This is a genomic window from Streptomyces aureus, assembly GCF_001418135.1.
GTDB classification, from domain to species: Bacteria; Actinomycetota; Actinomycetes; order Streptomycetales; family Streptomycetaceae; genus Streptomyces; species Streptomyces aureus_A.
The window spans coordinates 1-24,500 of sequence record NZ_LIPQ01000168.1 but is presented as its reverse complement, the minus strand read 5'-3'; the positions used below and the strand labels follow the sequence as shown (position 1 = coordinate 24,500).

Annotated in this window: 20 protein-coding genes and 1 pseudogene; 8 read left to right on the top strand and 13 right to left on the bottom strand. The window is 71.2% G+C overall.

Translation table 11 applies throughout. The features are described 5' to 3' along the window. Window positions 1–215 precede the first annotated feature (215 nt). The 3 genes from AOK00_RS15935 to thyX form a co-directional block, all read right to left on the bottom strand. On the bottom strand, window positions 216–1,901 hold the full coding sequence (locus tag AOK00_RS15935) for a ribonuclease J (RefSeq protein WP_030322473.1): 1,686 nt from the start codon (window positions 1,899–1,901) through the stop codon (window positions 216–218). 99 nt (window positions 1,902–2,000) lie between these two features. Further along, a complete protein-coding gene (dapA, locus tag AOK00_RS15930) occupies window positions 2,001–2,900 on the bottom strand; it encodes a 4-hydroxy-tetrahydrodipicolinate synthase (RefSeq protein WP_055600972.1) in 900 nt (299 codons plus the stop codon). A 178-nt stretch (window positions 2,901–3,078) separates the two neighbouring features. Further along, window positions 3,079–3,819, bottom strand: a complete 741-nt coding sequence (thyX, locus tag AOK00_RS15925) for an FAD-dependent thymidylate synthase (RefSeq protein WP_055600971.1) — start codon at window positions 3,817–3,819, stop codon at window positions 3,079–3,081. Between the two features lie 190 nt (window positions 3,820–4,009). Between thyX and AOK00_RS15920 the strand changes: the two genes are divergently transcribed. Together AOK00_RS15920 and AOK00_RS15915 are read left to right on the top strand one after the other, a co-directional pair. Further along, complete coding sequence (locus AOK00_RS15920) at window positions 4,010–4,240, top strand: hypothetical protein (protein WP_055600970.1); 231 nt, start codon at window positions 4,010–4,012, stop codon at window positions 4,238–4,240. A gap of 54 nt (window positions 4,241–4,294) precedes the next feature. Then, entirely contained in the window at window positions 4,295–4,855 is a 561-nt protein-coding gene (locus tag AOK00_RS15915) for a PH domain-containing protein (protein WP_055600969.1), read from the top strand. On the opposite strand, the gene AOK00_RS15910 is transcribed toward AOK00_RS15915, so the two are convergent. From AOK00_RS15910 to eccD, 6 genes are all read right to left on the bottom strand, one after another. Next, window positions 4,845–5,297 carry a hypothetical protein gene (locus AOK00_RS15910; RefSeq protein WP_055600968.1) on the bottom strand — a complete coding sequence of 151 codons (453 nt, stop codon included), beginning with the start codon at window positions 5,295–5,297 and terminating at the stop codon, window positions 4,845–4,847. The genes AOK00_RS15915 and AOK00_RS15910 overlap by 11 nt on opposite strands. Before the next feature lie 5 nt (window positions 5,298–5,302). Beyond that, the gene (gene dapB / locus AOK00_RS15905) at window positions 5,303–6,055 is read right to left on the bottom strand and encodes a 4-hydroxy-tetrahydrodipicolinate reductase (protein WP_055600967.1); all 753 of its coding nucleotides are present in this window, start codon (window positions 6,053–6,055) and stop codon (window positions 5,303–5,305) included. Window positions 6,056–6,080: 25 nt separating this feature from the next. Beyond that, a complete protein-coding gene (locus AOK00_RS15900; protein WP_055600966.1) occupies window positions 6,081–7,460 on the bottom strand; it encodes a M16 family metallopeptidase in 1,380 nt (459 codons plus the stop codon). Then, a complete protein-coding gene (locus tag AOK00_RS15895; RefSeq protein WP_055600965.1) occupies window positions 7,457–9,676 on the bottom strand; it encodes a polyribonucleotide nucleotidyltransferase in 2,220 nt (739 codons plus the stop codon). Before AOK00_RS15895 ends, AOK00_RS15900 begins: the two co-directional genes overlap by 4 nt. Window positions 9,677–9,960: 284 nt before the next feature. Further along, entirely contained in the window at window positions 9,961–10,251 is a 291-nt protein-coding gene (rpsO, locus tag AOK00_RS15890; protein ID WP_055600964.1) for a 30S ribosomal protein S15, read from the bottom strand. Window positions 10,252–10,433: 182 nt separating this feature from the next. Continuing rightward, window positions 10,434–11,912: a type VII secretion integral membrane protein EccD gene (gene eccD, locus AOK00_RS15885; RefSeq protein ID WP_055600963.1), complete on the bottom strand. Its 1,479-nt coding sequence runs from the start codon at window positions 11,910–11,912 to the stop codon at window positions 10,434–10,436. Window positions 11,913–12,095: 183 nt separating this feature from the next. On the opposite strand from eccD, the gene eccCa reads away from it, so the two are divergent. Both eccCa and AOK00_RS15875 read left to right on the top strand, forming a co-directional pair. Then, entirely contained in the window at window positions 12,096–16,049 is a 3,954-nt protein-coding gene (gene eccCa / locus AOK00_RS15880) for a type VII secretion protein EccCa (RefSeq protein WP_055600962.1), read from the top strand. A 99-nt stretch (window positions 16,050–16,148) separates the two neighbouring features. Next, window positions 16,149–16,442 carry a DUF397 domain-containing protein gene (locus tag AOK00_RS15875; protein WP_063886610.1) on the top strand — a complete coding sequence of 98 codons (294 nt, stop codon included), beginning with the start codon at window positions 16,149–16,151 and terminating at the stop codon, window positions 16,440–16,442. Between the two features lie 105 nt (window positions 16,443–16,547). Here AOK00_RS15875 and AOK00_RS15870 read toward each other — a convergent pair whose 3' ends face one another. The 4 genes from AOK00_RS15870 to eccB form a co-directional block, all read right to left on the bottom strand. Next, window positions 16,548–16,835: a WXG100 family type VII secretion target gene (locus AOK00_RS15870; RefSeq protein ID WP_030322450.1), complete on the bottom strand. Its 288-nt coding sequence runs from the start codon at window positions 16,833–16,835 to the stop codon at window positions 16,548–16,550. Window positions 16,836–16,883: 48 nt separating this feature from the next. Then, entirely contained in the window at window positions 16,884–17,231 is a 348-nt protein-coding gene (locus AOK00_RS15865; protein WP_055600961.1) for a WXG100 family type VII secretion target, read from the bottom strand. Between the two features lie 190 nt (window positions 17,232–17,421). Then, window positions 17,422–18,540: a type VII secretion-associated serine protease mycosin gene (gene mycP / locus AOK00_RS15860; RefSeq protein WP_437441416.1), complete on the bottom strand. Its 1,119-nt coding sequence runs from the start codon at window positions 18,538–18,540 to the stop codon at window positions 17,422–17,424. 216 nt (window positions 18,541–18,756) lie between these two features. Beyond that, on the bottom strand, window positions 18,757–20,313 hold the full coding sequence (gene eccB, locus AOK00_RS15855; RefSeq protein WP_055600959.1) for a type VII secretion protein EccB: 1,557 nt from the start codon (window positions 20,311–20,313) through the stop codon (window positions 18,757–18,759). Between the two features lie 190 nt (window positions 20,314–20,503). Between eccB and eccE the strand changes: the two genes are divergently transcribed. The 4 genes and pseudogenes from eccE (at window position 20,504) to AOK00_RS39085 (ending at window position 24,422) form a co-directional block, all read left to right on the top strand. Then, window positions 20,504–21,805 (top strand): type VII secretion protein EccE, encoded by a 1,302-nt coding sequence (eccE, locus tag AOK00_RS15850; protein WP_055600958.1) that lies wholly within the window; start codon window positions 20,504–20,506, stop codon window positions 21,803–21,805. Further along, window positions 21,805–22,620, top strand: coding sequence for a hypothetical protein (locus AOK00_RS15845; RefSeq protein WP_055600957.1), 816 nt, complete (start codon window positions 21,805–21,807; stop codon window positions 22,618–22,620). The genes eccE and AOK00_RS15845 overlap by 1 nt, the downstream gene beginning before the upstream one ends. 227 nt (window positions 22,621–22,847) lie before the next feature. Continuing rightward, window positions 22,848–22,973 (top strand): annotated as a pseudogene (locus AOK00_RS41590) (SCO5717 family growth-regulating ATPase); the annotation flags it as partial. 330 nt (window positions 22,974–23,303) lie between these two features. Continuing rightward, window positions 23,304–24,422 carry a hypothetical protein gene (locus AOK00_RS39085; protein ID WP_159041773.1) on the top strand — a complete coding sequence of 373 codons (1,119 nt, stop codon included), beginning with the start codon at window positions 23,304–23,306 and terminating at the stop codon, window positions 24,420–24,422. The last annotated feature ends 78 nt before the right edge of the window (window positions 24,423–24,500 follow it).

The following is a 24,500-nucleotide window of genomic DNA, read 5'->3' as shown; positions in this document are numbered from 1 at the left end:
CGGTCCCTTTTGTTTTCACTCCGGGGGCCTTTCGGCGGTTCCGACTTTATCAGAAGATCTGAGTCGGTTTTTCCGCCTCCCGGTGAAGCGTTCGGGCGCACGTCGGCGCCGGGGCTTCCCGTTCTGGCGGAGCCGTAAACGTACTGGAGCGGGGCGCCCCGATGCAAATCGAGGGGCCCCGCTCCGGTGCTGCGCTGGTCAGGCCGTCAGACCTGTCAGACCTCTACGACGACCGGGAGGATCATCGGGCGTCGACGGTAGGTGTCGGAGACCCACTTGCCGACGCTGCGGCGGATCAGCTGCTGGAGCTGGTGGGGTTCCACGACGCCGTCCTGGAACGACTTGTTCAGGGCCTGGTCGATCTTCGGGAGCACCGCGTCGAACGCGGAGTCGTCGATGCCCGAGCCACGGGCGTGGACGTGCGGGCCGCCCACGATCTTGCCCGTCGAGGAGTCGACCACGACGAAGACCGAGATGATGCCCTCCTCGCCGAGGATCCGGCGGTCCTTGAGGGAGGTCTCGGTGACGTCGCCGACCGAGAGGCCGTCGACGTACACGTAACCCGCCTGGACCTTGCCGGTGATCCGGGCGCGGCCGTCGACCAGGTCGACGACGACGCCGTCCTCGGCGATGACGATGTGGTCCTTGGGGATGCCCGTCATCGCGCCGAGCTCGGCGTTGGCGCGCAGGTGGCGCCATTCGCCGTGGACCGGCATGAGGTTCTTCGGGCGGCAGATGTTGTAGAAGTACAGCAGCTCGCCGGCCGAGGCGTGGCCCGAGACGTGGACCTTGGCGTTGCCCTTGTGGACGACGTTCGCGCCCCAGCGGGTCAGGCCGTTGATCACGCGGTAGACCGCGTTCTCGTTGCCCGGGATCAGGGACGACGCCAGGATCACGGTGTCGCCGGGGACGATCCGGATCTGGTGGTCGCGGTTGGCCATGCGGGACAGGGCCGCCATCGGCTCGCCCTGGGAACCCGTGCAGACCAGCACGACCTCGTCGTCCGGCAGGTCGTCGAGGGTCTTCACGTCCACGACGAGGCCGGCCGGGACCCGGAGGTAGCCCAGGTCGCGGGCGATGCCCATGTTGCGGACCATCGAGCGGCCGACGAAGGCGACCCGGCGGCCGTACTCGTGGGCGGCGTCGAGGATCTGCTGGATGCGGTGCACGTGGCTGGCGAAGCTGGCCACGATGATGCGCTTCTGGGCGTTCGCGAAGACGGTGCGCAGGACGTTGGAGATGTCCTTCTCCGGCGGGACGAAGCCCGGGACCTCGGCGTTCGTGGAGTCCGAGAGGAGGAGGTCGATGCCCTCCTCGCTCAGACGCGCGAACGCGTGGAGGTCGGTGAGGCGGCCGTCCAGCGGGAGCTGGTCCATCTTGAAGTCGCCGGTGGCGACGGCCATGCCCGCGGGGGTGCGGATCGCGACCGCGAGCGCGTCCGGGATGGAGTGGTTGACCGCGATGAACTCGCAGTCGAACGAACCCAGGATCTCCCGGTCGCCCTCCTTCACCTCAAGGGTGTAGGGGCGGATGCGGTGCTCCTGGAGCTTGGCCTCGATCAGGGCGAGGGTCAGCTTGGAGCCGATCAGCGGGATGTCCGGCTTCAGCCGGAGCAGGTAGGGGACGGCACCGATGTGGTCCTCGTGGCCGTGCGTGAGCACGATGCCTTCGATGTCGTCGAGGCGGTCCCGGATGATGGTGAAGTCCGGGAGGATCAGGTCGACACCGGGCTGCTCCTCTTCGGGGAAGAGGACGCCGCAGTCGACGATGAGCAGACGGCCGTCGAATTCGAAAACCGTCATGTTCCGGCCGATTTCACCGAGCCCGCCGAGCGGGATGACGCGCAGGGCGCCCTTCGGCAGCTTCGGCGGGGCACCGAGTTCAGGATGCGGATGACTCAAAAGACTCTCCTCACCACGCACGCCACGTACCCCTTGGCACGTGGCGCGCATGACATTCGTGCACTTGCTGTTGTCAGTGTTCAGTTGTGAAGTCCGTTGTCAGAGCTCTACCCCGCCGGCAGCCAGGTCGATCTTGAGCTGCTCGGTCTCCGCTGCGGACAGCTCGACGAGGGGCAGCCGCAGGGGGCCGGCCGGGAGGCCCTGGAGGGCGAGGGCGGCCTTGGTGGTCATGACGCCCTGGGTGCGGAACATCCCGGTGTAGACCGGGAGCAGCTTCTGGTGGATCTCGGTGGCCTTCTGGATCTCGCCGCCGAGGTGGGCGTCGAGCAGGGCGCGGAGCTCCGGGGTGACGACGTGGCCCACGACGGAGACGAAGCCGCAGGCGCCGACGGAGAGCAGGGGCAGGTTGAGCATGTCGTCGCCGGAGTACCAGGCGAGACCGGAGCGGGCGATGGCCCAGCTGGCGCGGCCGAGGTCTCCCTTGGCGTCCTTGTTGGCGACGATGCGCGGGTGCTCGGCGAGCCGGACGAGGGTCTCGGTGTCGATCGGGACGCCGCTGCGGCCGGGGATGTCGTAGAGCATCACCGGGAGCTCGGTGGCGTCGGCGATGGCCGAGAAGTGCCGGTACAGGCCCTCCTGCGGGGGCTTGTTGTAGTACGGCGTGACGGCGAGCAGGCCGTGCGCGCCGTCGCGCTCGGCGGTGCGGGCGAGCTCGATGGAGTGGTGGGTGTCGTTGGTGCCGATGCCGGCCACGACGTGGGCGCGGTCGCCGACCGCCTCCAGTACGGCTCGTACCAGCTCCGATTTCTCCGCGTCGCTGGTGGTGGGGGACTCGCCGGTGGTGCCGTTGACGACGAGGCCGTCGTTGCCTGCGTCCACCAGATGGGTGGCGAGTCGCTGGGCACCGTCGAGGTCGAGTGCGCCGTCCGCCGTGAAGGGCGTGACCATGGCGGTGAGGACCCGCCCGAAGGGGGTCTGCGGAGTGGAGATCGGAGCCATGGGTAACACGCTACTCGCTGCTCAGCGCCGGGTGTCCCCCTGGGGGACAGGAGAAAGGGAGCCCGGCGCTGCCTGCTCGGGGGTTCAGGCAGCGCCGGGTCCGTTTGATCAGCCTAGATGAACTTCGTGAAACGTCGCAATACGGACACTTCGCTCGGGTGGTTCGGACATCTGTGCCCTATGGGGCCACACGGCCGTTCTTGTTGAAGGCTCCATGAGTCAGCGGCATCAGCCGGGCCCAGTGCTCCTCCATCTTCTCGCCGACCATCTCGATCTCCCGCTGCGGGAAGGACGGGACCGCGGCCAGCTCGTGCTGGGTGCGCAGACCGAGGAAGTGCATCAGAGAGCGTGCGTTGCACGTGGCGTACATCGAGGAGAAGAGACCGACGGGGAGGACCGAGCGGGCGACCTCGCGGGCGACGCCGGCGGCGAGCATCTCCTGGTAGGTGGCGTACGCCTGACGGTACGAGTCCTCCATCGTGCGGCTGACCAGGTCGTGCTGCTCCTGGGTGCCGTCGACGAAGACATACTTGCCGGGGCGGCCCTCCTGGACGAGCTTGCGGGAGGCGTCCGGGACGTAGAAGACCGGCTGGAGCTCCCTGTAGCGGCCCGATTCCTCGTTGTACGACCAGCCCACGCGGTGTCGCATGAACTCGCGGAACACGAAGATCGGGGCGCTGATGAAGAAGGTCATCGAGTTGTGCTCGAAGGGGCTGCCGTGGCGGTCCCGCATCAGGTAGTTGATGAGGCCCTTCGAGCGCTCCGGGTCCTTCTGGAGCTCTTCGAGGGACTGCTCGCCCGCCGTGGAGACCCGGGCTGCCCAGAGGACGTCGGAGTCGGCCGCCGCGCTCTTGACCAGCTCGACGGTGACGTCGCTCCGGAAGTCGATCTTCACGTTCTCGGTGGGGCTGTCGGTCACCAGCGGTCCTTCCAATCGGCTGTTGCAGTCGCCCACTCTAACGACGTCCTACCGGAGGATGAGATTCGGCTGCTTTGGTGAAATAGGGCACCAAAGCGCTGGTTCTGTCGTCTCTACCTGTGACACATGACGACAACCCGAGGAGAGTGGCTCTGATGTTCCTCCCCCAGCTGCCGCCGGGAGGTGCCCCATGAAAGAGGCCGTACCGTTCGCGTTCGTCGCGGAGGCCGACCACTTCCGCAGTAACGTCACTCCACCACCCCGGGAGCGCCTCGGCGCCTCGCAGATCGTGGGCCGCGCCCTGCTGGGGCTGACCGTCGTGGCCGGCCTCGTGGGCTCGTTGGTCTTCGGGATGCCTGCCCTTGAGGCGGGCGACTCCGCCACTCGTCAGCAGCAGTCCGAAGCCTCCGACAACCGCTGAGGTAGCCTCACCGGGCACTGCCCCTTCGAGCGTGCTTGTGAGTGAGGACCTGTCGTGCCCCTGCCCTTTCTGACGGCCGACCGTGCTTTTGACACGACCGACCACGTCGCCCTGCCGTTCGACGACCACGACCAGTGGCGCCGTCCGTACCGGCCGGGGTCCTGGCGGGTCGGGGCGGCGGCGCTCGCGCTGCTGCTGGCCTCGTTCGTACTCCTCGCCGCGGTGATCATCACCGCGGCCGGAGGATTCAGCGGTGGGGCCGCCACCCTGACCACCGCCGTACTCGTCATCCTGGCCGCCCTGCGGATGCTGCGCATGGGTACCTGGGTGAGCCGCGCCGGGATCCGCCGCGTGGCCTTCTTCTCGACCGTCACCGTGCCGTGGGCGAAGGTGACCTCCGTACGCACCGTGCAGCAGCCGGTGCGCTGGCTGGGACTGCCCCGTACGGTCCAGGGCCAGGCCCTGGTGCTCGGCCGGCACGGTGGTGAGCAGCTGATGCTGCTCACCGACCACAACGCCGACTTCCTCTCCCGCGTCGAGGCCTTCGACCGGGCGGCCGACACGGTCGAGGCCTGGAACGCGGAGTACGGCGTGACCCCGGCCGCTACGCGCTGACCGGACGCCCCTCGTGGAGGGCGATGGCCCGCTGCATCGCCTTACGGGCCCGGGGGGTGTCGCGGGCGTCGTGATAGGCGACCGCGAGCCGGAACCAGCAGCGCCAGTCGTCCGGAGCGTCCTCCGTCTCGGCCTTGCGCCGGGCGAAGACCTCGTCGGCCGAGTCGCGGTCGATCCGACCGCCCTCGGTGCGCTTCAGCTCGTCGACGGGCAGGCCGCCCTCCGCCTCCAGTTCGGTGGCGAGGCGGCCGGCCTGGCGGGCGAACCGGGTGTTCTTCCAGAGGAACCAGCCGCCGACCGCCGGCAGCAGGAACGCCACCGCGCCCATGCCCATGGCGGCCGGCTCGCCCGTGAGGAGCAGCAGGACGCCCTCCATCGCCACCACGCCGAAGACGAGCACGAGCACGGTGGAGAGGAAGACGTACGTGATCTTTCCGCCCATGGCCGTCAGCCCAGGTCCAGGAAGTGCTCCAGGCCGAAGGTGAGGCCCGGAGTTCTGGGGACGCGGCGGGCGCCCAGAAGGATGCCCGGCATGAAGCTGGAGTGGTGCAGCGAGTCGTGGCGGACCGTCAGGGTCTCGCCCTCGCCGCCGAGCAGCACCTCCTGGTGGGCCAGGAGGCCCGACAGGCGTACGGAGTGGACGCGGACGCCGTCGACGTCGGCGCCGCGCGCCCCGTCCAGGGCGGTCGCGGTGGAGTCCGGCTGGGCACCGAGACCGGCCTCGGCACGGGCGGCGGCGATCAGCTGGGCCGTCCGGGTGGCGGTGCCGGAGGGGGCGTCCACCTTGTGCGGGTGATGCAGCTCGACCACCTCGACGGACTCGAAGTACGGGGCCGCGAGCTGGGCGAACTTCATGGTGAGGACCGCGCCGATGGAGAAGTTCGGAGCGATGAGGACGCCGGTCTCCGGGGAGGCGGCGAGCCAGGTCCGCAGCTGCGCGAGGCGCTCCTCGGTCCAGCCGGTGGTGCCGACGACCGCGTGCATGCCGTGGCGCACGCAGAAGTCGAGGTTCTCCATGACCGAGGCCGGAGTGGTCAGCTCGACGACGACCTGGGCGTCCGCCTCGACGAGGCGCTCCAGCTTGTCGCCGCGGCCGAGGGCCGCGACCAGTTCCATGTCCTCGGCGGCCTCGACGGCCCTCACGGCCTCGGAGCCGATACGGCCCTGTGCACCGAGGACCGCCACGCGCAGCTTGCTCATTGCTCTTCCTTAGGGGACTTGTGGGTCAGGAGACCGCTTGGTGGAGGCGGTCCGCCTGCTTGTCCTTCAGCGGGCCGATCACCGAGAGCGAGGGCCGCTGGTCCAGTACATCGCGTGCGACCTCCCGGACCTCGTCCGGGGTGACGGCCGCGATCCGGTCCAGCATGTCGTCGACCGACATCTGGGTGCCCCAGCACAGTTCGCTCTTGCCGATGCGGTTCATCAGCGCGCCGGTGTCCTCGAGGCCGAGCACGGTCGAACCGGAGAGCTGACCGACGGCGCGGGCGATCTCGTCGTCCGTGAGGCCGTCGGAGGCGACCTTGTGGAGCTCGTCGCGGCAGATCTTCAGGACGTCGTGGACCTGGCCCGGGCGGCAGCCCGCGTACACCCCGAAGAGGCCGCAGTCGGCGAAGCCCGAGGTGTACGAGTACACGCTGTAGGCCAGACCGCGCTTCTCGCGGACCTCCTGGAAGAGGCGGGAGGACATGCCGCCGCCGAGGGCGGTGTTCAGTACGCCGAGGGCCCAGCGGCGCTCGTCGGTGCGGGCCAGACCCGGCATGCCGAGGACCACGTGGGCCTGCTCGGTCTTGCGGTTCAGGAGCTCGACGCGGCCCGCCGCGCGCAGGGTGCGCAGGCCGTCGCGCGGGGCGACGGGGACGGCGTCGGTACGGGTGAGGGCGCCGGCCTTCTCGAAGGCGCGGCGGACCTGGCGTACCACCGTGGCGTGGTCGACGTTGCCCGCGGCTGCCACGACCAGGTGGGTCGGGTCGTAGTGCTTCTTGTAGAAGCGGGCGATCTGGCCGCGGCTGAGCGCGTTGACCGTGTCGACGGTGCCGAGGACCGGGCGGCCCAGCGGGGTGTCGCCGAACATGGTCTGCGCGAAGAGCTCGTGCACGACGTCACCGGGGTCGTCCTCGGTCATCGCGATCTCTTCGAGGATGACACCGCGCTCGGCGTCCACGTCCTCGTCGAGGATGAGCGAGCCCGTGAGCATGTCGCAGACGACGTCGATCGCCAGCGGCAGGTCGGTGTCGAGGACCCGGGCGTAGTAGCAGGTGTACTCCTTCGCCGTGAAGGCGTTCATCTCGCCGCCGACCGCGTCGATCGCGGCGGAGATGTCGAGGGCGGACCGCTTGTGGGTGCCCTTGAAGAGGAGGTGCTCCAGGTAGTGGGTGGCGCCGTTGAGCGCCGGGGTCTCGTCGCGGGATCCGACGTGCGCCCAGATGCCGAAGGTGGCGGAGCGCACGGAGGGAAGCGTCTCGGTGACGATCCGGAGGCCGCCGGGGAGGGTCGTGCGGCGGACCGTGCCGATGCCGTCCTTGCCCGGGAGAAGCGTTTGGGTACGGGCGACGGCCCGCCCCTCCGAGGAGGGGCGGGCCGTCGCGCGGGAACTACGGGACGTCACTGGTCGGTGTCGCCCTTGTCGTCGGCGGCGCCGTCCTCGTCCGCGATCACGGGGATCAGGGACAGCTTGCCGCGCTGGTCGATCTCGGCGATCTCGACCTGGACCTTGGAGCCGATCGCGAGCACGTCCTCGACGTTCTCCACGCGCTTGCCACCGGCGAGCTTGCGGATCTGCGAGATGTGCAGCAGGCCGTCCTTGCCCGGGAGCAGGGAGACGAAGGCACCGAAGGTGGTGGTCTTGACGACCGTACCCAGGTAGCGCTCGCCGACCTCCGGCATGGTCGGGTTGGCGATGCCGTTGATCGTGGCGCGGGCGGCCTCGGCGGCCGGGCCGTCGGCGGCACCGATGTAGATGGTGCCGTCGTCCTCGATCGTGATCTCGGCGCCGGTGTCCTCCTGGATCTGGTTGATCATCTTGCCCTTGGGGCCGATGACCTCACCGATCTTGTCCACCGGGATCTTGACGGTGATGATCCGCGGGGCGTTCGGGGACATCTCGTCCGGCGTGTCGATCGCTTCCATCATCACGTCGAGGATGTGGAGGCGGGCGTCGCGGGCCTGCTTGAGGGCCGCGGCCAGGACGGAGGCCGGGATGCCGTCCAGCTTGGTGTCGAGCTGGAGGGCGGTGACGAACTCCTTGGTGCCGGCGACCTTGAAGTCCATGTCGCCGAAGGCGTCCTCCGCACCGAGGATGTCGGTGAGGGCGACGTAGTGCGTCTGGCCGTCGATCTCCTCGGAGATCAGACCCATGGCGATGCCGGCGACGGGGGCCTTCAGCGGCACACCGGCGTTCAGCAGCGACATGGTGGAGGCGCAGACCGAGCCCATCGACGTCGAGCCGTTGGAGCCGAGGGCCTCGGACACCTGACGGATCGCGTAGGGGAACTCCTCGCGGGACGGCAGCACCGGCACGAGGGCGCGCTCGGCGAGGGCGCCGTGGCCGATCTCGCGGCGCTTGGGCGAGCCCACGCGGCCGGTCTCACCGACGGAGTACGGCGGGAAGTTGTAGTTGTGCATGTAGCGCTTGCGGGTCACCGGGGAGAGGGTGTCCAGCTGCTGCTCCATGCGGAGCATGTTGAGGGTGGTGACGCCCAGGATCTGGGTCTCGCCACGCTCGAACAGCGCCGAGCCGTGCACGCGCGGGATGGCCTCGACCTCGGCGGCGAGCGTACGGATGTCCGTGATGCCGCGGCCGTCGATGCGGACCTTGTCCTTGATGATCCGCTCGCGGACCAGCTTCTTGGTCAGCGCGCGGTAGGCGCCCGAGATCTCCTTCTCGCGGCCTTCGAAGGCCGGGAGGAGCTTCTCGGCGGCGAGCTCCTTGATGCGGTCGAGCTCGGTCTCGCGCTCCTGCTTGCCGGCGATGGTGAGCGCCTTGGCGAGGTCACCCTTGACGGCGGCGGAGAGCGCCTCCAGGACGTCGTCCTGGTAGTCCAGGAAGACCGGGAACTCGCCGGTGGGCTTGGCGGCCTTGGCGGCGAGGTCCGACTGGGCCTTGCAGAGGACCTTGATGAACGGCTTCGCGGCCTCGAGACCGGCGGCGACGACCTCCTCGGTCGGCGCCTCGGCGCCGCCCTTGACGAGGGCGATGGTCTTCTCGGTGGCCTCGGCCTCGACCATCATGATCGCGACGTCGCCGTCCTCCAGGACGCGACCGGCGACGACCATGTCGAAGACGGCGTCCTCGAGCTCGGTGTGCGTCGGGAACGCGACCCACTGGCCCTTGATCAGGGCGACGCGGGTGGCGCCGATGGGGCCGGAGAAGGGCAGGCCCGCCAGGATCGTGGAGGCGGAGGCGGCGTTGATCGCGACCACGTCGTACAGGTGGTCGGGGTTGAGCGCCATGATCGTCTCGACGATCTGGATCTCGTTGCGCAGGCCCTTCTTGAAGGAGGGGCGCAGCGGCCGATCGATCAGACGGCAGGTGAGGACGGCGTCCTCGGAGGGGCGGCCCTCCCGGCGGAAGAAGGAGCCGGGGATCTTGCCGGCCGCGTACTGCCGCTCCTCGACGTCCACCGTGAGGGGGAAGAAGTCGAGCTGGTCCTTGGGGCGCTTCGAGGCGGTCGTCGCGGAGAGGACCATGGTGTCGTCGTCGAGGTAGGCGACGGCGGAACCGGCGGCCTGCTTGGCGAGGCGGCCGGTCTCGAAGCGGATGGTGCGGGTACCGAAGGCGCCGTTGTCGATGACGGCCTCGGCGTAGTGGGTCTCGTTCTCCACTAGCGGTTTCTCCTACGTGTTCGTCTTTGCGTCCGGGGCCCGTGTGGCCGGGGACGGTGTGCGACGAGGGCGGAGAAGCACGCCTCGGGTGCTGGCCGGTCTTCGATCGAAGCACCCGGGGATTCGTTCCGGGGGCCACTACCGAGGACCGGCGGCGAGCCGGCGGCTCCTCGCTCGTCGTTATGGGGGTTGTGCGACCAGCCTACGGGCCGATGCGCACTTTGTGCACGTACAGCAAAGGGAGCGGGCCCCCTGAAAGGGGGAACCGCTCCCTCAACGGCGACTTACTTGGCGCCGCCGGCCGCACCACGGCGGATGCCGAGCCGGTCGACGAGCGCACGGAAGCGCGCGATGTCCTTCTTGGCCAGGTACTGCAGCAGGCGGCGGCGCTGGCCGACCAGGATCAGCAGACCACGACGGGAGTGGTGGTCGTGCTTGTGCTGCTTGAGGTGCTCGGTCAGGTCCGAGATGCGACGGGACAGCATCGCGACCTGGACCTCGGGGGAGCCGGTGTCGCCCTCCTTGGTGCCGAACTCGGCCATGATCTGCTTCTTGACAGCGGCGTCGAGAGCCACGCGGATCTCCTCTTAGGTGTTCGTGCGCCCGCGAGTGCCCCTGGTCTTGATCTCAGGGGAAGCTTCCGTGACTCGACGGGCGAAGGTCCGATGGGCGCAGCTTCCAGAGGATTCCGGGAGCGCGTACACAAACGGCCGTCACACAGCGTACCAGCTCGCCGGAGCGCCCCCGGAGCAGACCCCTACTTGCTGGTCAAGGACCGGACCGTGGAGAAGACGTCGAGGACCGCGAGGCAGAGCGGGACGAGGGAGAGCAGGACGAAGCCCTCCGCCAGGTCGAGGAGACGGCCCCAGAACGGGGAGAGGCCCTTCCTCGGGATGATCAGGCCGATCGCGGTGATCAGCGCGGCTCCGGCGGCCACGGACGCGGTGAGCCAGATCGTACGGATGTCGAGGCCGCCCCGGTCGCCGTACATGAGGAGGTCCTTGACCAGGTCCGCCGGCGGGTTGAGGGAGAGGCCGAGGACGAGCAGCGCGATGGCGGCGATGCCGGCGACCAGGACGCAGACGACCTGCGAGGTGTAGCGGAAGAGGCGGGCGCGCAGCAGCATCGCCAGGCCGGCGGCGAGGGCGAGGAGCTGGCCCCAGATGTTTCCGGCGAAGCCGAGGACGGCCGCGGAGCCGACGACGACCGCGGCGCAGCCGCCGACCAGGCCGAGGAGCATCTCGTGGCCGCGGCGGGCCTGGAGCGCGATGCGCTCGCCGTCGACGGGCTGGAGGTCGTCGCCGGCCGGCTGCTGCGGGTCGCCGTGGAACTCGTCGTCGGCGGCGCTGCGGGGGGCGGCGTAGCCGATGGGGAGCCGGGCGAAACGGGCGGAGAGGCCGGGCAGGAAGGCGACGAGGCCGATGGCGACGGGGGCGCAGGCGGCGGCCGTCTCGGTGGCGGTCGACTCGGTGAGGATCGCGACGAAGGTCGCGAGGGTGCCGACGGTGGCGAGGAAGGTGGCGGCGACGAAGGGCGCGTCGCCACTGGGGGTGAGCGCGACGAGCGCCACCGAGGCGACCAGGACGGTGACGCAGCCGAGCAGGAACTGGAGCCGGCCCGGGCCCTGGCCGGCGTCGGGACCGACGATGCCGGAGCCGGCGATGAGCAGCAGCGGCAGCGCGCCCAGGCCGAGGGCGACGGCGGTGGCCCGGTCGCCGTACACGCGGGCGCGTACTCCGGCGAACGCGGTGAGGAGGAATCCGGCGGCGCCCGCGATGATCCCGGGCAGGCTGTGCATGTCGTGCCGGATCGGGTCGGCGAACCAGAGCACGAAGCCCATCAGGACGAGGAGCAGCACGCCGCCGAGGAGTCCGGCGCCGCGCAGCAGCTCGTCGCTCCACAGGTGCCGGTCACGGGTGACGGCGGAGGCGACGGCGTCGGACACGTCGTCGTAGACGGCCGGCGGCAGGGACTGGGCGAACGGGCGCAGGGAGAGCACCTCGCCGTCGAGGACCTGCTGGGCCGCGAGGGTGCGGGCCCCGTCGAGGACGGAGCCGTCCCGGCGGACCAGGTGGTAGCCCGTGGGCGTACCGGCGGCCTGCGTCTGTCCGGTGAGGCGCAGGATCTCCGGGTAGACGTCGGCGACGGCGATGTCCTCGGGGAGCGCGACGTCGATGCGGCTGTCCGGCGCCACGACGGTGACGCGGCAGAAACCGGTCGCTGCGGTCGTACTCACGTGTCTGGACCCCCTGATTCGCGGTTGCGCACGATGCGCGCGCCACCCTACCGGGGACGGCGGGTGAGGGCTGCAAGTAGGATCGCCGTCCCATGGGGGAAGTCCGTGTGCCCGGCTGCCGACAGGGGTGCCGGGTGGATGCTCCCGCCACGAGCCCGCCTCCAACGAGGGATTGATGCGCCGGTGAGCCAGATCGTCGTCAAACGCCCGCCGAGGTCTCTTCCGCCGGAAGTGCCCGGTGGGGAACTGGTCCTGGAGTCTCCGCCGGAACTCCCGCGGGGACAGCAGGAGTCGGCGTTGATGCAGCTCCTGCCGATGCTCGGCATGGGTTCTTCGGTGGTGTTCTTCTTCATGACGCCGTCGCCGATCATGCGGATCATGGGCACGCTGATGCTTGCCTCGACGGTCGCGATGGCCGTCGCCCAGTTCGTGAGATTCCGTCGCGGTACGCAGGGGCAAATGTCAGATGTCCGCCGTGACTACCTCAAATACCTCGCGCAGACCCGGCGTACGGTCCGGCGCACGGCCCACAAGCAGCGGGACGCGCAGCTGTATCTGCACCCCGCCCCCGAGCAGTTGTGGTCGGTCGTGGCCGAGGGCTCGCGGGTGTGGGAGCGCCGGGTCGGCGACCACGACTTCGGGCAGGCGCGGATAGGGCTCGGGGCGCAGCAGTTGGCGACGCCTCTCGTGGCGCCGGACACGGCTCCGGTGGACGAGCTGGAGCCGCTGTGTGCGGGTGCGATGCAGCAGTTCCTGGCGGTGCACGGCACCCTGGACGGGCTGCCGATGGCGGTCTCGATGCGGGCGTTCTACCACGTGACGGTGTCCGGTGAGCCGGAGTCGGCGCAGGCGGCGGCGCGTGCCCTGGTGGCGCAGCTGGTGACCCTGCACTCCCCCGAGGACCTGATGCTCGCGGTGGTCGCGGCGCGTCCGGCGCAGGAGCGCTGGGACTGGACGAAGTGGCTGCCGCACACGCAGGTGCCGGGGCAGGTCGACGGGGCGGGCACGAAGCGTCTGTTCGGCGACGACCTCGGTGAGCTGGAGCAGTTGGTCCGCTCGAAGCTGGACGGCCGGCCGCGGTTCTCCCGGGAGAACCAGCCGGTGCTCGACCAGCCGCACGTGGTCGTGGTCCTCGACGGCGGAATGGTGCCGCCGGACTCGCTGCTCGCGGCGGCCGAGGGTCTCCAGGGCGTGACGATCGTGGAGGTCGTCTCCGGCGACCTCGACGAGCCGCGCGGTGGTCTGTCCGTGGTCGTACGGCCGGGCCGGCTGCGGCTGGAGTCGGGTGGCGGTTTCGCCTACGAGGGTCTGCCGGACGGCATTTCGCCGCCCGCGGCGGAGGCGCTGGCCCGTCAGCTGGCCCCGCTGAAGATGGGCGGCGGGGACGACGACGAGCCGCTGCTCGCCAATCTGGACTTCACGGACCTGCTGAACCTGGGCGACGCGGCCTCGGTGGACGTGGCGCGGACCTGGCGGCCCCGTTCGGTGGCCGAGCGCCTCCGGGTGCCGATCGGTGTCGGCGAGGACGGCCAGCCGGTCATGCTCGACCTCAAGGAGGCCGCGCAGGAGGGCATGGGCCCGCACGGTCTGTGCGTGGGCGCCACGGGTTCCGGAAAGTCGGAGCTGCTGCGGACGCTGGTCCTGGGCCTCGCGGTGACGCACTCCTCGGAGACGCTGAACTTCGTCCTCGCGGACTTCAAGGGCGGCGCGACCTTCGCGGGCATGTCGCAGATGCCGCACGTGGCGGCGGTCATCACCAACCTGTCGGACGACCTGACGCTCGTCGACCGCATGGGCGACGCGATCCGCGGTGAGCTGCAGCGGCGTCAGGAGCTGCTGCGGTCGGCAGGCAACTACGCCAACATCCACGACTACGAGAAGGCGCGCGCGGCGGGTGCCCCGCTGGAACCGCTGGCCTCGCTGGTCCTCGTGATCGACGAGTTCTCCGAACTCCTCACCGCCAAGCCCGACTTCATCGACATGTTCATCCAGATCGGCCGCATCGGCCGCTCCCTGGGTGTGCATCTGCTGCTCGCCTCGCAGCGCCTGGAGGAGGGCAAGCTGCGCGGCCTGGACACGTACCTCTCGTACCGGATCGGTCTGCGGACCTTCTCGGCGGCGGAGTCGCGGACGGCGATCGGTGTGCCGGACGCGTACCACCTGCCCTCGGTGCCGGGTTCGGGCTATCTGAAGTTCGGTACGGACGAGATGACCCGCTTCAAGGCGGCGTACGTCTCGGGCACGTACCGGACGGGCGGGCCGCGTCTGGAGATCGGGCACATGCCGGTGGAGCGGCGTCCCGCGCTGTTCACGGCGGCTCCGGTGCCCGTCGTGTACGCGGCGCCGGACCCGGCGTACCTCGCGCAGCAGCGGGCGGAGGAGGACGAGGCGCTCGCGGACACCGTCCTCGACGTGATCGTGCGCCGTCTGGAGGGCCAGGGCGTGCCCGCGCACCAGGTGTGGCTGCCGCCGCTCGACCAGGCGCCCTCGCTCGACCAGCTGCTCCCGGGTCTCGCGCAGACCGCGGACCGGGGGCTCACGGCGACCGAGTACACGCGTCAGGGCGGGCTCACGGTGCCGCTCGGCCTCATCGACAAGCCGTTCGAGCAGCGGCGCGAGGTGCTGTACCGGGACTTCTCGGGCGCGGCGGGCCACATGATGGTGGTCGGCGGTCCGCAGTCCGGCAAGTCGACGATGATGCGCACGCTGATCTCCTCGTTCGCGCTCACCCACACTCCGGCCGAAGTGCAGTTCTACTGCCTGGACTTCGGTGGTGGCGGCATGGTGTCGCTCGCCGATCTGCCGCACGTCGGCGGGGTCGCGTCCCGGCTGGACCCGGAGCGGGTGCGGCGTACGGTCGCCGAGGTGATGGGCGTCCTGAACCGGCGCGAGGAGTTCTTCCGCTCGCACGCCATCGACTCGATCGCCACCTACCGGCGCAAGCGGGCCGCGGGCGAACTGCCCGGCGAGGCCTGGGGCGACGTCTTCCTGGTCGTGGACGGCTGGGGCGGTTTCCGCAACGACTACGACGTGCTGGAGCCGATCGTCTCCGACATCGCCGCGCGCGGTCTCGGCTACGGCATCCATGTGGTGATCACCGCATCCCGGTACATGGAGGTGCGCGCGGCGCTGAAGGACCAGATGCTGGGCCGGCTCGAACTGCGGCTCGGCGACGTCATGGACTCCGAGTTCGACCGCAAGGTCGCGGCGAACGTGCCGGCCGGCGTGCCGGGCCGCGGCCAGGTGCCCGAGAAGCTGCACTTCATGGGCGCGCTGCCGCGGATCGACGGATCGAGCTCGGCCGCCGACCTGTCGGACGGCACGGCGGCGTTCGTACGGTCGGTGCAGGCGTCCTGGACCGGCGCTCCGGCCCCCGCGGTGCGGCTGCTGCCGCGCAAGCTGCCGGCGGAGCGGCTGCCGAAGGGCTTCGAGTACCCGCAGCACGGCATCGCGATCGGCATCGACGAGACGAACCTGGAGCCGGTGTTCGTCGACTTCGAGTCGGACCCGTTCTTCCTGATCTTCGGCGAGAGCGAGTCCGGCAAGACGGCGCTGCTGCGTCTCATCGCCAAGCAGCTGTGCGAGCGGTACACGCCGGAGCAGGCGCGGATCGTGGTGGGCGACTACCGGCGGACGATGCTGGAGGCGGTCGCGCCCTCGCACCTCCTGGAGTACGCGCCGATGGCCTCCGCCATGCAGATGCACATGGAGGCGATCAACACGGTGATGACGAAGCGGGCGCCCAAGCCCGACATCACACCGCAGCAGCTGCGCGACCGCAGCTGGTGGACGGGTCCGCAACTGTACGTCCTGGTCGACGACTTCGAGCTGGTGGCCACCAACTCGGGGAATCCGCTGGCGCTTCTGGTGGAGAACCTGCCGTTCGCGCGGGACGTCGGTATCCGGTTCATCGTGGCGCGCAGCGCCGGTGGCGCCTCCCGGGCGATGTACGAGCCGTTCATGCAGCGCGTGAAGGAGCTGGGCGCCCAGGGCGTGATCCTCTCCGGCGACCCGCAGGAGGGCGACATCCTCGGCAACGTCCGGGCGCGGCCGATGCCTCCGGGCCGGGGCACGTTCGTGTCGCGGAAGCGGGGCGCGCCGCTGGTGCAGCTGGGCTGGCTGCCGGAACAGCACTGACGGAGCGGGCCGGACGGGCGGGGCGATTCCCGCCGACCGGGTACGGCGGTCCCACTACTGTGGGAGGGACCGCCGTACCACCGCGAAGGGAACGCGCCGATGACCGACGCAGACACGAGCACGACCAGCGCCGACAGCGCCGCCGACGCGGCTCTGGCCGCCGAGAAGCAGCGCCAGAAGGACGAGCTGTACGCGCTCGACATCTCCGGCGTCGAGTGGCAGGGCGCTCCCGGGACGAGCCCGGACGAGGAGCGTGTGGAGATCGCCCGGCTCCCCGAGGGGGCGGTGGCGATGCGTTCGTCCCTCGACAAGGACACGGTGCTGCGGTACACGAAGGCCGAGTGGGACGCGTTCGTCCTCGGGGCCAGGGACGGCGAGTTCGACCTGCGGTGACGCGCGGGCCTACGTGGTCACGGTGACCCGCGGGCACACGTGCCCGCGGTGACACGCGGACTTGCGTGCCTGCGGTGACACGCGGACACGCGTGCTCGCCGGATCTCACATGCGGAACCGGGCGGCGTTGCCCCGGTCGGTGTCCTGGTAGCCGACGACCGACTCGTCGAGGAGCTGGGCGATGCGCGCCAGGTCCTGGTTCATGCCCGCCATGTCGCGGGTCAGGCGGTCCTGGGTCTCGCGGTACGCGATCTTGGCCTCACCCTCCCAGTTGTTGGCGACGCGGTTGACCTCGGCCATGAGGTCGTCGAGCTTCTGGGTGAGGGTGGTGGAGGTCAGGCGGGTGTCGGCCGCCGCCTGCGTCACGGTGTCGTAATTGACCGCAGTGGTCATGATGATGACTCCTGGAGTGAGAGTGGCCCGGTGGACTGGTCGAGTGGCTCAGACGCCGAGGATGGCGCTGGAGTTGCCGCCGGAACCGCCGCCGCTGGTGTCCATCGAACGGAAGGACCGCAGACGGTCCTCCTCCTCGCGCGAGAACCCGTCGGCGCTCATGCGCATCATCTCTTCGAGGTTGGAGAGCTCCTGGCGCATGCTGCGCAGGCGCTGGTTCAGGTCGTTCTGGACCCGGTCGTACTCCTTGCTCGCAGCGCCCTGCCAGCCCGCCTGGACGCGGTCCACCACGCTGTTGAGCGAGGTGATGCGGGACTGGAGCTCGTCGGAGAAGTCCTGGATCCGGCCGGCGAGCTTGACTTGTTCGGCACTGGTTACGTTCAGGTCTTTCGACATCTTGCCCCTTCTTCCTTCGGTGACGTCGACGGCTGGGCCGTCGGGCCATCCGGTCGTGATGCGGACGGGAATCTTCTGATGCCGCCCCCGTGCTGGGATCGCACTGCCGTACGCCCAGCGGTCACTTTAGCCATTGACGGCGGCAGTTCCAACTGCAAAGGAGGGTCGGGATACTTGACCGATACGCCGGTCAACGGGCCCCCCTTCGCCGTCGGCTGTCGCGGATCACGATGGCGGTCCCGGCGACCACGGCCACCAGGACGACACCGATCCCCAACGTGTAGGTGGCGAGCCGTTCGGAGCGCTCCTGAGGCGTCTCCGACAGCGCCAGACGCGCCGGCTCGGGAGCCGGCGGCTTGGGCGGGCGAGGGTCGGGCGTGGGCGCCGTGGGCGGCGTCCCAGGCGTGTCGGCGAGCGCCCGCACCGGGTCGACCACGCCCCAACCGACGTAGTCGTCGCGTCCGTTGATCGAGCGGACGGCGGTCTGCTCGATCCGGGCGACGATCTGGGCCGCGCTCCAGTCGTCGTGCTTCGCGCGGAGCAGGGCGGCGACACCGGCGACGTACGGCGCGGAGAAGCTGGTGCCGTTGTCGACGCACTGGCCGCCGCCGGGGACCGTGGAGACGATGTCGACGCCGGGGGCGGCGACCCCCACCATGGGGCCTGCCTGGGAGAACGCCGCGCGCTCGTTGTTCCGGTCGGAGGAGGCGACCGCGAGGACACCGGGGAAGGCGGCCGGGTAGGTCTTCTTGGAGGTGCCGTCCATGCCGTCGTTGCCGGCGGAGGCGACGACGACGACGTCCCGCTTGATCGCCTCGGCCACCGCCTTGCCCATGGGCGAGTCCGGGCTGAGCGACTGGGTGGTGTCCTGCGAGATGTTGATGACGTCGGCGCCCTTGGCGACGGCCCACTTGATGGCCTCCGCCATCGTGTCCGACTTGCCGCTGTTCTTCTCGTCGTTCTGCCGGATCGGGATGATCGTCGCCTCGGGCGCGAGCCCGACGAACCCGGTGCCCTCACGGGGGCGGGCGGCGATGATTCCGGCGACCTTGGTGCCGTGACCGACCTGGTCGACGGTGCCGTCGGTCTTGCCGCGCTGCTCGTCGCCGAAGCCGGGGTTCTCCTTGTCGGGCTTGAGGTAGTCCTTGCCCGCCTTGGCGTCGACGGCGGTCCGCAGCTGCGGGTTGACGTCGTCGACGCCCGTGTCGATGACCGCGACCCTGACGCCCTTGCCCTTGGTGTCCTGCCACAGCTCGTCGAGGAGGACCCGCTGGAGCGGCCAGGGGGTGTCCGCGATCTGCTTCTTCATGGGGAAGGTGCACTCGCCGCTGCCGTCGAGGACGGGGCCGGGAACGCGGCCCGGGCCGTGGCCGTGCTCCGCGGCGGCCGGGGCGGCCGAGGCCGCGCCGGGTGCCGCGAGGAGGGCGGTGAGGGTGCCGGCGGCCAGCAGCGCGGCCGTACGGGACGGCGTGCGGGACGCCCCGCGGGGCGTCGTGCGGTGGTTCTTCGTCACCGGTGCCACCCCCTAGGAACCCTGCGGCTGACGCGCGCTGTTGGCGTCGAGCCGGGGGCCCTTCGAAAGGAACTCCGACCATTCGATGGGGACCCGGGCCGGCACGACCTTGTCGTAGCCGAGACGCTTCTGGGCGTCGCTGGGTTCCGGGCGTCCGTCGGTCGGCTTCTCCTTGGCCCCGGTGCCGATCTCGGAACGGGCGGAATCGCTGTCGCCGTTGGCCTGGACCGCGTACCTCAGGCCCGTGTCGGTGACGAGGAACAGCGAGCCGCCGGGCGTCTTCTGCTTGCCCTGGATCTGGGTGTAGAGCAGGCCGGTGCCGGGGGTGACGTAGGTGCTGCTGCCGCCCGCGGTGATGTCGGCGGGGTACTGGGTGCCGGCCCAGGTCGTGAGGGTCGTCTGGCCCTGCTCGCCGACGCCGGTGAGGACGCTGCAGACGGTGTCGCGGGCCTCCGCGCCGGTGACGGAGTTGACCTGGGCGGACTTCGCCTTCGGCCAGTTCACGCCGCCGTGGAAGACGGTCGGGTCCGGGACGAAGTCGGAGGCGTTGGCAGGGGTGGCCCGGCCGTCCATGTCGAGGGAGCTGGTCTGCGGGGAGTTGATGAGCAGCCAGGCGGTGAACGGCGTGACCGGCTGCACCTTGCCGGCGAGTACGACGTAGTGCTGGGGCCCGGAGCCGGTCGGCGCGAGGAGGACGTTGCCGATCCGGCTCTCGGTCTCGGACAGGGTGGCGCCGGGGATCTCGGTGGGCCGGCCGACGTCGCCGCCCTCGATACGCGGGAAGTCGATCGTGTCGCCGGTCTTCAGCGTGGCGAGCCAGTCGTCGGTGACCGGCTGCGGCTCCTTGCCGAGGCCGACGAGCGCGGTGAGCAGTCCGGTGGTCTCGGCCTTCACCGGGTACTTGGTGCCGGTGTGGTCGACGAGGAACTGGGCCGCGCCCGTCTGCCCCTTGACGTACAGGATCTGCCCGTCCTTCAGCTGGTTGCCGTCCTGCGTGAGCTTCTCGTCCCGCTCGGCGAAGATGAAGGTCGCCTTCTGGACGCTGGCGCCCGCACCGCCGCCGGGCTGTTCGCAGACCGCCCAGCGCTTGGGCTTCCCGGCCTCTTCGGCGCTGGGAAGCCGGTCGGGGGCGTACGGGATGCCGAGGATCGGGCCGCGCGGGGGCGTGCCCTTGCCCTGGTCGAGCGTCTTGTCGGCGACCTGGACGACCTGGAACTGCTCGGGGTCGAGGAGGAGCCGCGCGGAGGCGAGGTTGAGCACCGGGTGGAGGAGCTTCTTCGCGTCCTTGCCCTTGCCGGTCTCCAGGACCACGTACCGGGACGTCGACTGCTTGCCGACGATGACCCGGGTGCCGGGGGTGTCCCAACCCTTCGGGGCCTGCGGGCTGAACATGCCCCAGGCGCCGAAACCGGCCGTCACGAGCGCGGCCACGATCAACCCGGGAAGGATCGCGCGCAGCGGCTTCGGTGCCCCCTCCTCCGTGCCGGAGGGCGAGGGTTGGAGGAATGCCGCCACCGTGCGCTTCTTCGCAAAGGTGTACGCGTTGAGCTCGTCCCGCCGCGATGCCATGAGTCCCCATTCTCGTCAGGCGCGATCTTCGCGCGGGAGCCGGGGGAGGTGACACCCGGGCCCCGGCTGTCGGACCGGCCCCCTACTATGCCTGCTGTCCCGTGGGGTTCGTGGGGCGGGTAGGGTGATCCGGCCGCCAAAGCCCTGGCGGGCCAGGGTGATCGGGATGAATTGAGGGGGATTCTCCATCATGGTTTCCGCGACGCGGACGCGGCCCGCCGCGGCCACCGCCTCCGCACCCCCGTCCACGGGGCCTGTTTCCTCGGTCTCGCCGAAGCTCCAGGCGCGCCCGGGACACTTCGGTTCGTTCCAGTTGCAACAGCTCGTACTGATCGAGGTGGCGGCCGCTCTGATGCTCGTCGCCTGGGTCGTCGAGCCGGTGCTGATGGTCCCCGCGGGCGTGGTCGCCGTCGTGCTCGTGCTGATGGCGGTCGTCCGCCGGCACCGCCGCTCGCTTCCCGAGTGGCTCGGAACGTTCCTCGCGCTGCGGACGCGTACCCGCAAGGCGTCCTCGTTCACGGTGCCCGAGGGCACCGAGCCGGGGCTCGCGCCGGTCGTGGAGTGCGACCCGGCCCTGCGGACCTACGCGTACAGCGATCGTGACCGGCGGCCGGTCGGCATGGTCGGCGACGGCACCTTCCTGACCGCGGTCCTGCGGGTCGAGGCGGACGGCACAGCGCTGCGCCCGGACCGCGCGGCCGCGCCGCTGCCCGTCGGGCTCGTCCGGGACGTCCTGAGCGTGGACGGCATCCGCCTGGAGTCGGCACAGATCGTGCAGCACACGCAGCCCGCTCCCGCGCCGCACCTGCCCGCGCAGTCGATGGCCGCGCGCAACTACGGGCCGCTCCAGGCGCAGACGGGTTCGCCCGCCGTGCGGATCACCTGGATCGCGCTCAAACTCGACCCCGAGCTCTGCCCGGAGGCGGTCGCCGCGCGCGGCGGCGGCCTCAAGGGCGCGCAGAAGTGCGTGGTGCGGGCGGCGGACCAGCTGGCGAGCCGGCTCGCGGGCGCCGGGTTCGCGGCGAGCGTGCTGACGGAGCAGGAACTCGTCTCGGCGCTGGCCACCTCGACCTGCGCCAGCCCGATGGCGATAGCGCAGGCGGGCCGGGGGCAGGCGCAGGGACGCCGGACCCAGGAGACCGCGCGGACCTGGCGGGTGGACGACCGGCGGCACACGACGTACTGGGTGGGGCGCTGGCCCCAGCTGGGCGGGCAGGGCGGCTCGGGGGCCTCGATGCCGCAGCTGGTGGCCCTGCTGACCTCGCTGCCCGCGCTCGCGACGACGTTCAGCCTGACGCTGAGCGGCGGGGACCGGCAGGAGGTGACGGTGACCGGCCACGTACGGATCACCGGGCGCAGCGACGAGGAACTGGTGGCCGCGCGGCACGAACTGGAGCGCGCCGCGCGCGGGGTGAGGACGGGACTCGTGCGACTCGACCGTGAACAGGTGCCCGGCATCCTCGCGACGCTTCCGCTGGGGGGTGCGCGCTGATGTCCCATGCCGCCTCTTCTCCCTCCTTCGGTACGCCGGTCCGTCCGGGCGCCGGTGGCACCGGCCGGGCCGCCGGCCGGGACGCCGGCTCCCGGGGTACGGGCCGGGGCACGAAGCCCCGCTTCGGCTTCGGGCTCGTCGGGCCGCGCCGCGACCGGCACTCCGTCCCCCTCGACCAACTCGAGGCGCTGGCGCTGCCCGTGGGCGACGACGGCATGGTGATAGGCGTCGACGCCGAGAGCCGGCCCGCCGTGCTCGGCATCAACCGGCCCGTCCCGTACGACATCACGCTCATCGGCGGTCTGTGGACCGCCCAGGTGCTGGCCCTCCGGGCCGCCGCGACGGGCGCCCGGGTGGCGGTCGAGACCGGCCGCGCGCAGGCCTGGACGGCGCTCGCGCAGGCCGCCGGCGGCGGCCAGCCGTGCATCGCGCTGCACGACGTGGGGCGGGTGCCGCCGCAGGGCGCGTCCGCGGGCAGTCCCGTGGTCGTGATCCGCGACTGCGGCATGCGGCCGCCGCGCGGCCGCGTCGTGTCGGCGCCCTGGCAGTCGGTGGTGACGCTGCTGCCCTATCTGAGCCCGGTCGCGCCCCGGCTCCTGGAGAAGTCCTCGCTGGTCGGCGTCCAGCGGGTCTCCCCCGACGAGGCCACGCAGATCGGCCGCATCATGGGCCTGCCGCGCCACGAGTACGAGGCGCTCTCCACGCTCGCGGACGGAGTGACGCTCTGGTGCACGCCGGGCGACCGCCAGTTCGTCATGACGCAGGGCACCGATGCCGAGACCGGATTGTTGGGCGCCGCGCGCAGGATGGACTGAACGGGACCGACCGGCATGAAGCCGTTCAAGTACGTCCGTTTTTGCATCGTTTTGAACGGTGGGGGTTCTCACTCTGCGACGCGGTCAGGTCACTTGGTGACCGGACCGGGTCACGGGGACAGGCGCGGAGGGGCCGTCGGGCCTGCCCGGGGGTTGCCCGCGCCGATTAGGGTGGAAGAGCCCCGCCCACAACGGCACAAGGGTGCTCGACCACACCAGGAGGCAAAGTGAACGGCGATCGCGACGAGATCCACGGGGGTTGGAGTCCGCCCGCCGACGATCAGTCCGACGCGGATCCCGCCGAGATGACGGGTGAGTTCACCATCGACTACACCCCGCCGGCCTGGTACACGCAGAACGCGTCGGGCGGTGCGGGGGCCGGCGGTGCCACTCCCCCGCCACCGAGCGGAGCGCCGGTCCCGGTCCCGGGCCTCCCGGCGGGCAGTGGCTTCGAGCCGAGCTGGAACGCGGGGACTCCGGCGGCGGGTACGCCTGCCGGGGGCACGCCTGCGGCAGGCACGCCGGTGGCGGGTGGACCTGCGACGGGTACTCCTCCGGCTGCCGGGCACGTGCCTCCGGTGGGGATGCCTCCGGTCGCGACGCCTCCGGCGGCCGGGCCTCCGGCTGTCGCGCCTCCCGCCGTGACGCCTCCGGTCGCCACTCCCCCGGTTGTCACGCCTCCCGTGGTCACGCCTCCTGCGGTCGCGGCTCCCGACGCCCCGGTGCCGGGTGCCTTCCCGCCGCCCGCCCCGCTGCCGGGTGCCTCGGTCCCCGCGCCCTCGGCGCCGTTCGGGGGCGGGGACGTCGAGAGCGGCTCGACCATGCGCTTCTCCCCCGCCGCGCTCCAGCGCGAGATCGCGGAGCGTTCGGCGGAGGCCGCCGCGGCAGCCCCCGCTACTTCGACAACGCCCGGGGCCGAGCCCGAGGAACCGGCCACGACCGCCGACGACAGCACGTCGGCCGAGGCCGAAGCGGGCGACGTCGAGGCGCCGGACGGGACGGAGTCCGGCACGGAGGACGCCCTCTCCGCCGAGGCACCCGACGCATCCGAGGCTCCCGAAGCACCCCGATCACCCGAAGTGCCGGAAGCCCACGACGAGGCCGCGTCCGGCCGGGCCGCCGATGCCGCGGCGAGCGCGAGCCCGAGCCCGGAGGGCGCCGGGGCGGACTCCGACGCGGACTCCGCACCCGTCACCGACGCCGTGCCCGCGGACGCCCCCGGCGACGCGGCGCTTCCCGACGCCGTCCCAGCCGCTCCCGAAGCACTGACGGAGCCGATGGCGCCCGTCCCCTACCCGCCGGCCGCGGCCGCACCGCAGGGCTTCGGTCCCGACGCCGCTCCGGGTCCGTTCCCCGGTGCCGCTCCGGCTCCCGGACCCGGACAGCCCTTCCCCGCCACCGGGCCGCAGGCCGGCGCCGGTTTGCCGCCGCTGCCGCCGTCGTTCCAGCCGGCCGCTCCCGGGCCCGCCCAGCAGTGGCCCGCGCAGCCGGGCGCCCAGCCGCAGCCCCAGGCCGCGCCGTTGCCGCCCGCCGCCGCATGGCCGCCGCCCGCCACTCCCGGCGCGCCCGGCCCCGTACCGCCGCAGGCTCAGCCGCAGCCCCAGGCGCCCGGCGCCTACGGCTACCCGCAGGCTCCGCAGCCGACCCACGCCCAGCAGGCGCCGCACGACCAGCCCCCGGCTCCCGGCGGCTACGGCTACCCCCAGGCTCCCCACGCCGCCCAGGCCCCGCAGCCCCAGCCCTCGGCCGGAGCCGAGGGCTGGGGCTGCGGGGCCTGGGCGGCGTGGGGAGCCTGGGGGTAGCCGTAGCCGCCGGGAGCCGGGGGCTGGCCGTGCGGCGCCTGCTGGGCGTGGGTCGGCTGCGGAGCCTGCGGGTAGCCG

What these genes read in the sequence shown, in the direction of transcription:
- eccE (WP_055600958.1), top strand. Translation starts at nt 20,504, where the DNA reads ATGGTTTCCGCGACGCGGACGCGGCCCGCCGCGGCCACCGCCTCCGCA.
- AOK00_RS15920 (WP_055600970.1), top strand. Translation starts at nt 4,010, where the DNA reads ATGAAAGAGGCCGTACCGTTCGCGTTCGTCGCGGAGGCCGACCACTTC.
- AOK00_RS15865 (WP_055600961.1), bottom strand. Translation starts at nt 17,231, where the DNA reads ATGTCGAAAGACCTGAACGTAACCAGTGCCGAACAAGTCAAGCTCGCC.
- AOK00_RS15875 (WP_063886610.1), top strand. Translation starts at nt 16,149, where the DNA reads ATGACCGACGCAGACACGAGCACGACCAGCGCCGACAGCGCCGCCGAC.
- dapB (WP_055600967.1), bottom strand. Translation starts at nt 6,055, where the DNA reads ATGAGCAAGCTGCGCGTGGCGGTCCTCGGTGCACAGGGCCGTATCGGC.
- AOK00_RS15845 (WP_055600957.1), top strand. Translation starts at nt 21,805, where the DNA reads ATGTCCCATGCCGCCTCTTCTCCCTCCTTCGGTACGCCGGTCCGTCCG.
- mycP (WP_437441416.1), bottom strand. Translation starts at nt 18,540, where the DNA reads ATGAAGAAGCAGATCGCGGACACCCCCTGGCCGCTCCAGCGGGTCCTC.
- dapA (WP_055600972.1), bottom strand. Translation starts at nt 2,900, where the DNA reads ATGGCTCCGATCTCCACTCCGCAGACCCCCTTCGGGCGGGTCCTCACC.
- AOK00_RS15910 (WP_055600968.1), bottom strand. Translation starts at nt 5,297, where the DNA reads ATGGGCGGAAAGATCACGTACGTCTTCCTCTCCACCGTGCTCGTGCTC.
- AOK00_RS15870 (WP_030322450.1), bottom strand. Translation starts at nt 16,835, where the DNA reads ATGACCACTGCGGTCAATTACGACACCGTGACGCAGGCGGCGGCCGAC.
- eccB (WP_055600959.1), bottom strand. Translation starts at nt 20,313, where the DNA reads ATGGCATCGCGGCGGGACGAGCTCAACGCGTACACCTTTGCGAAGAAG.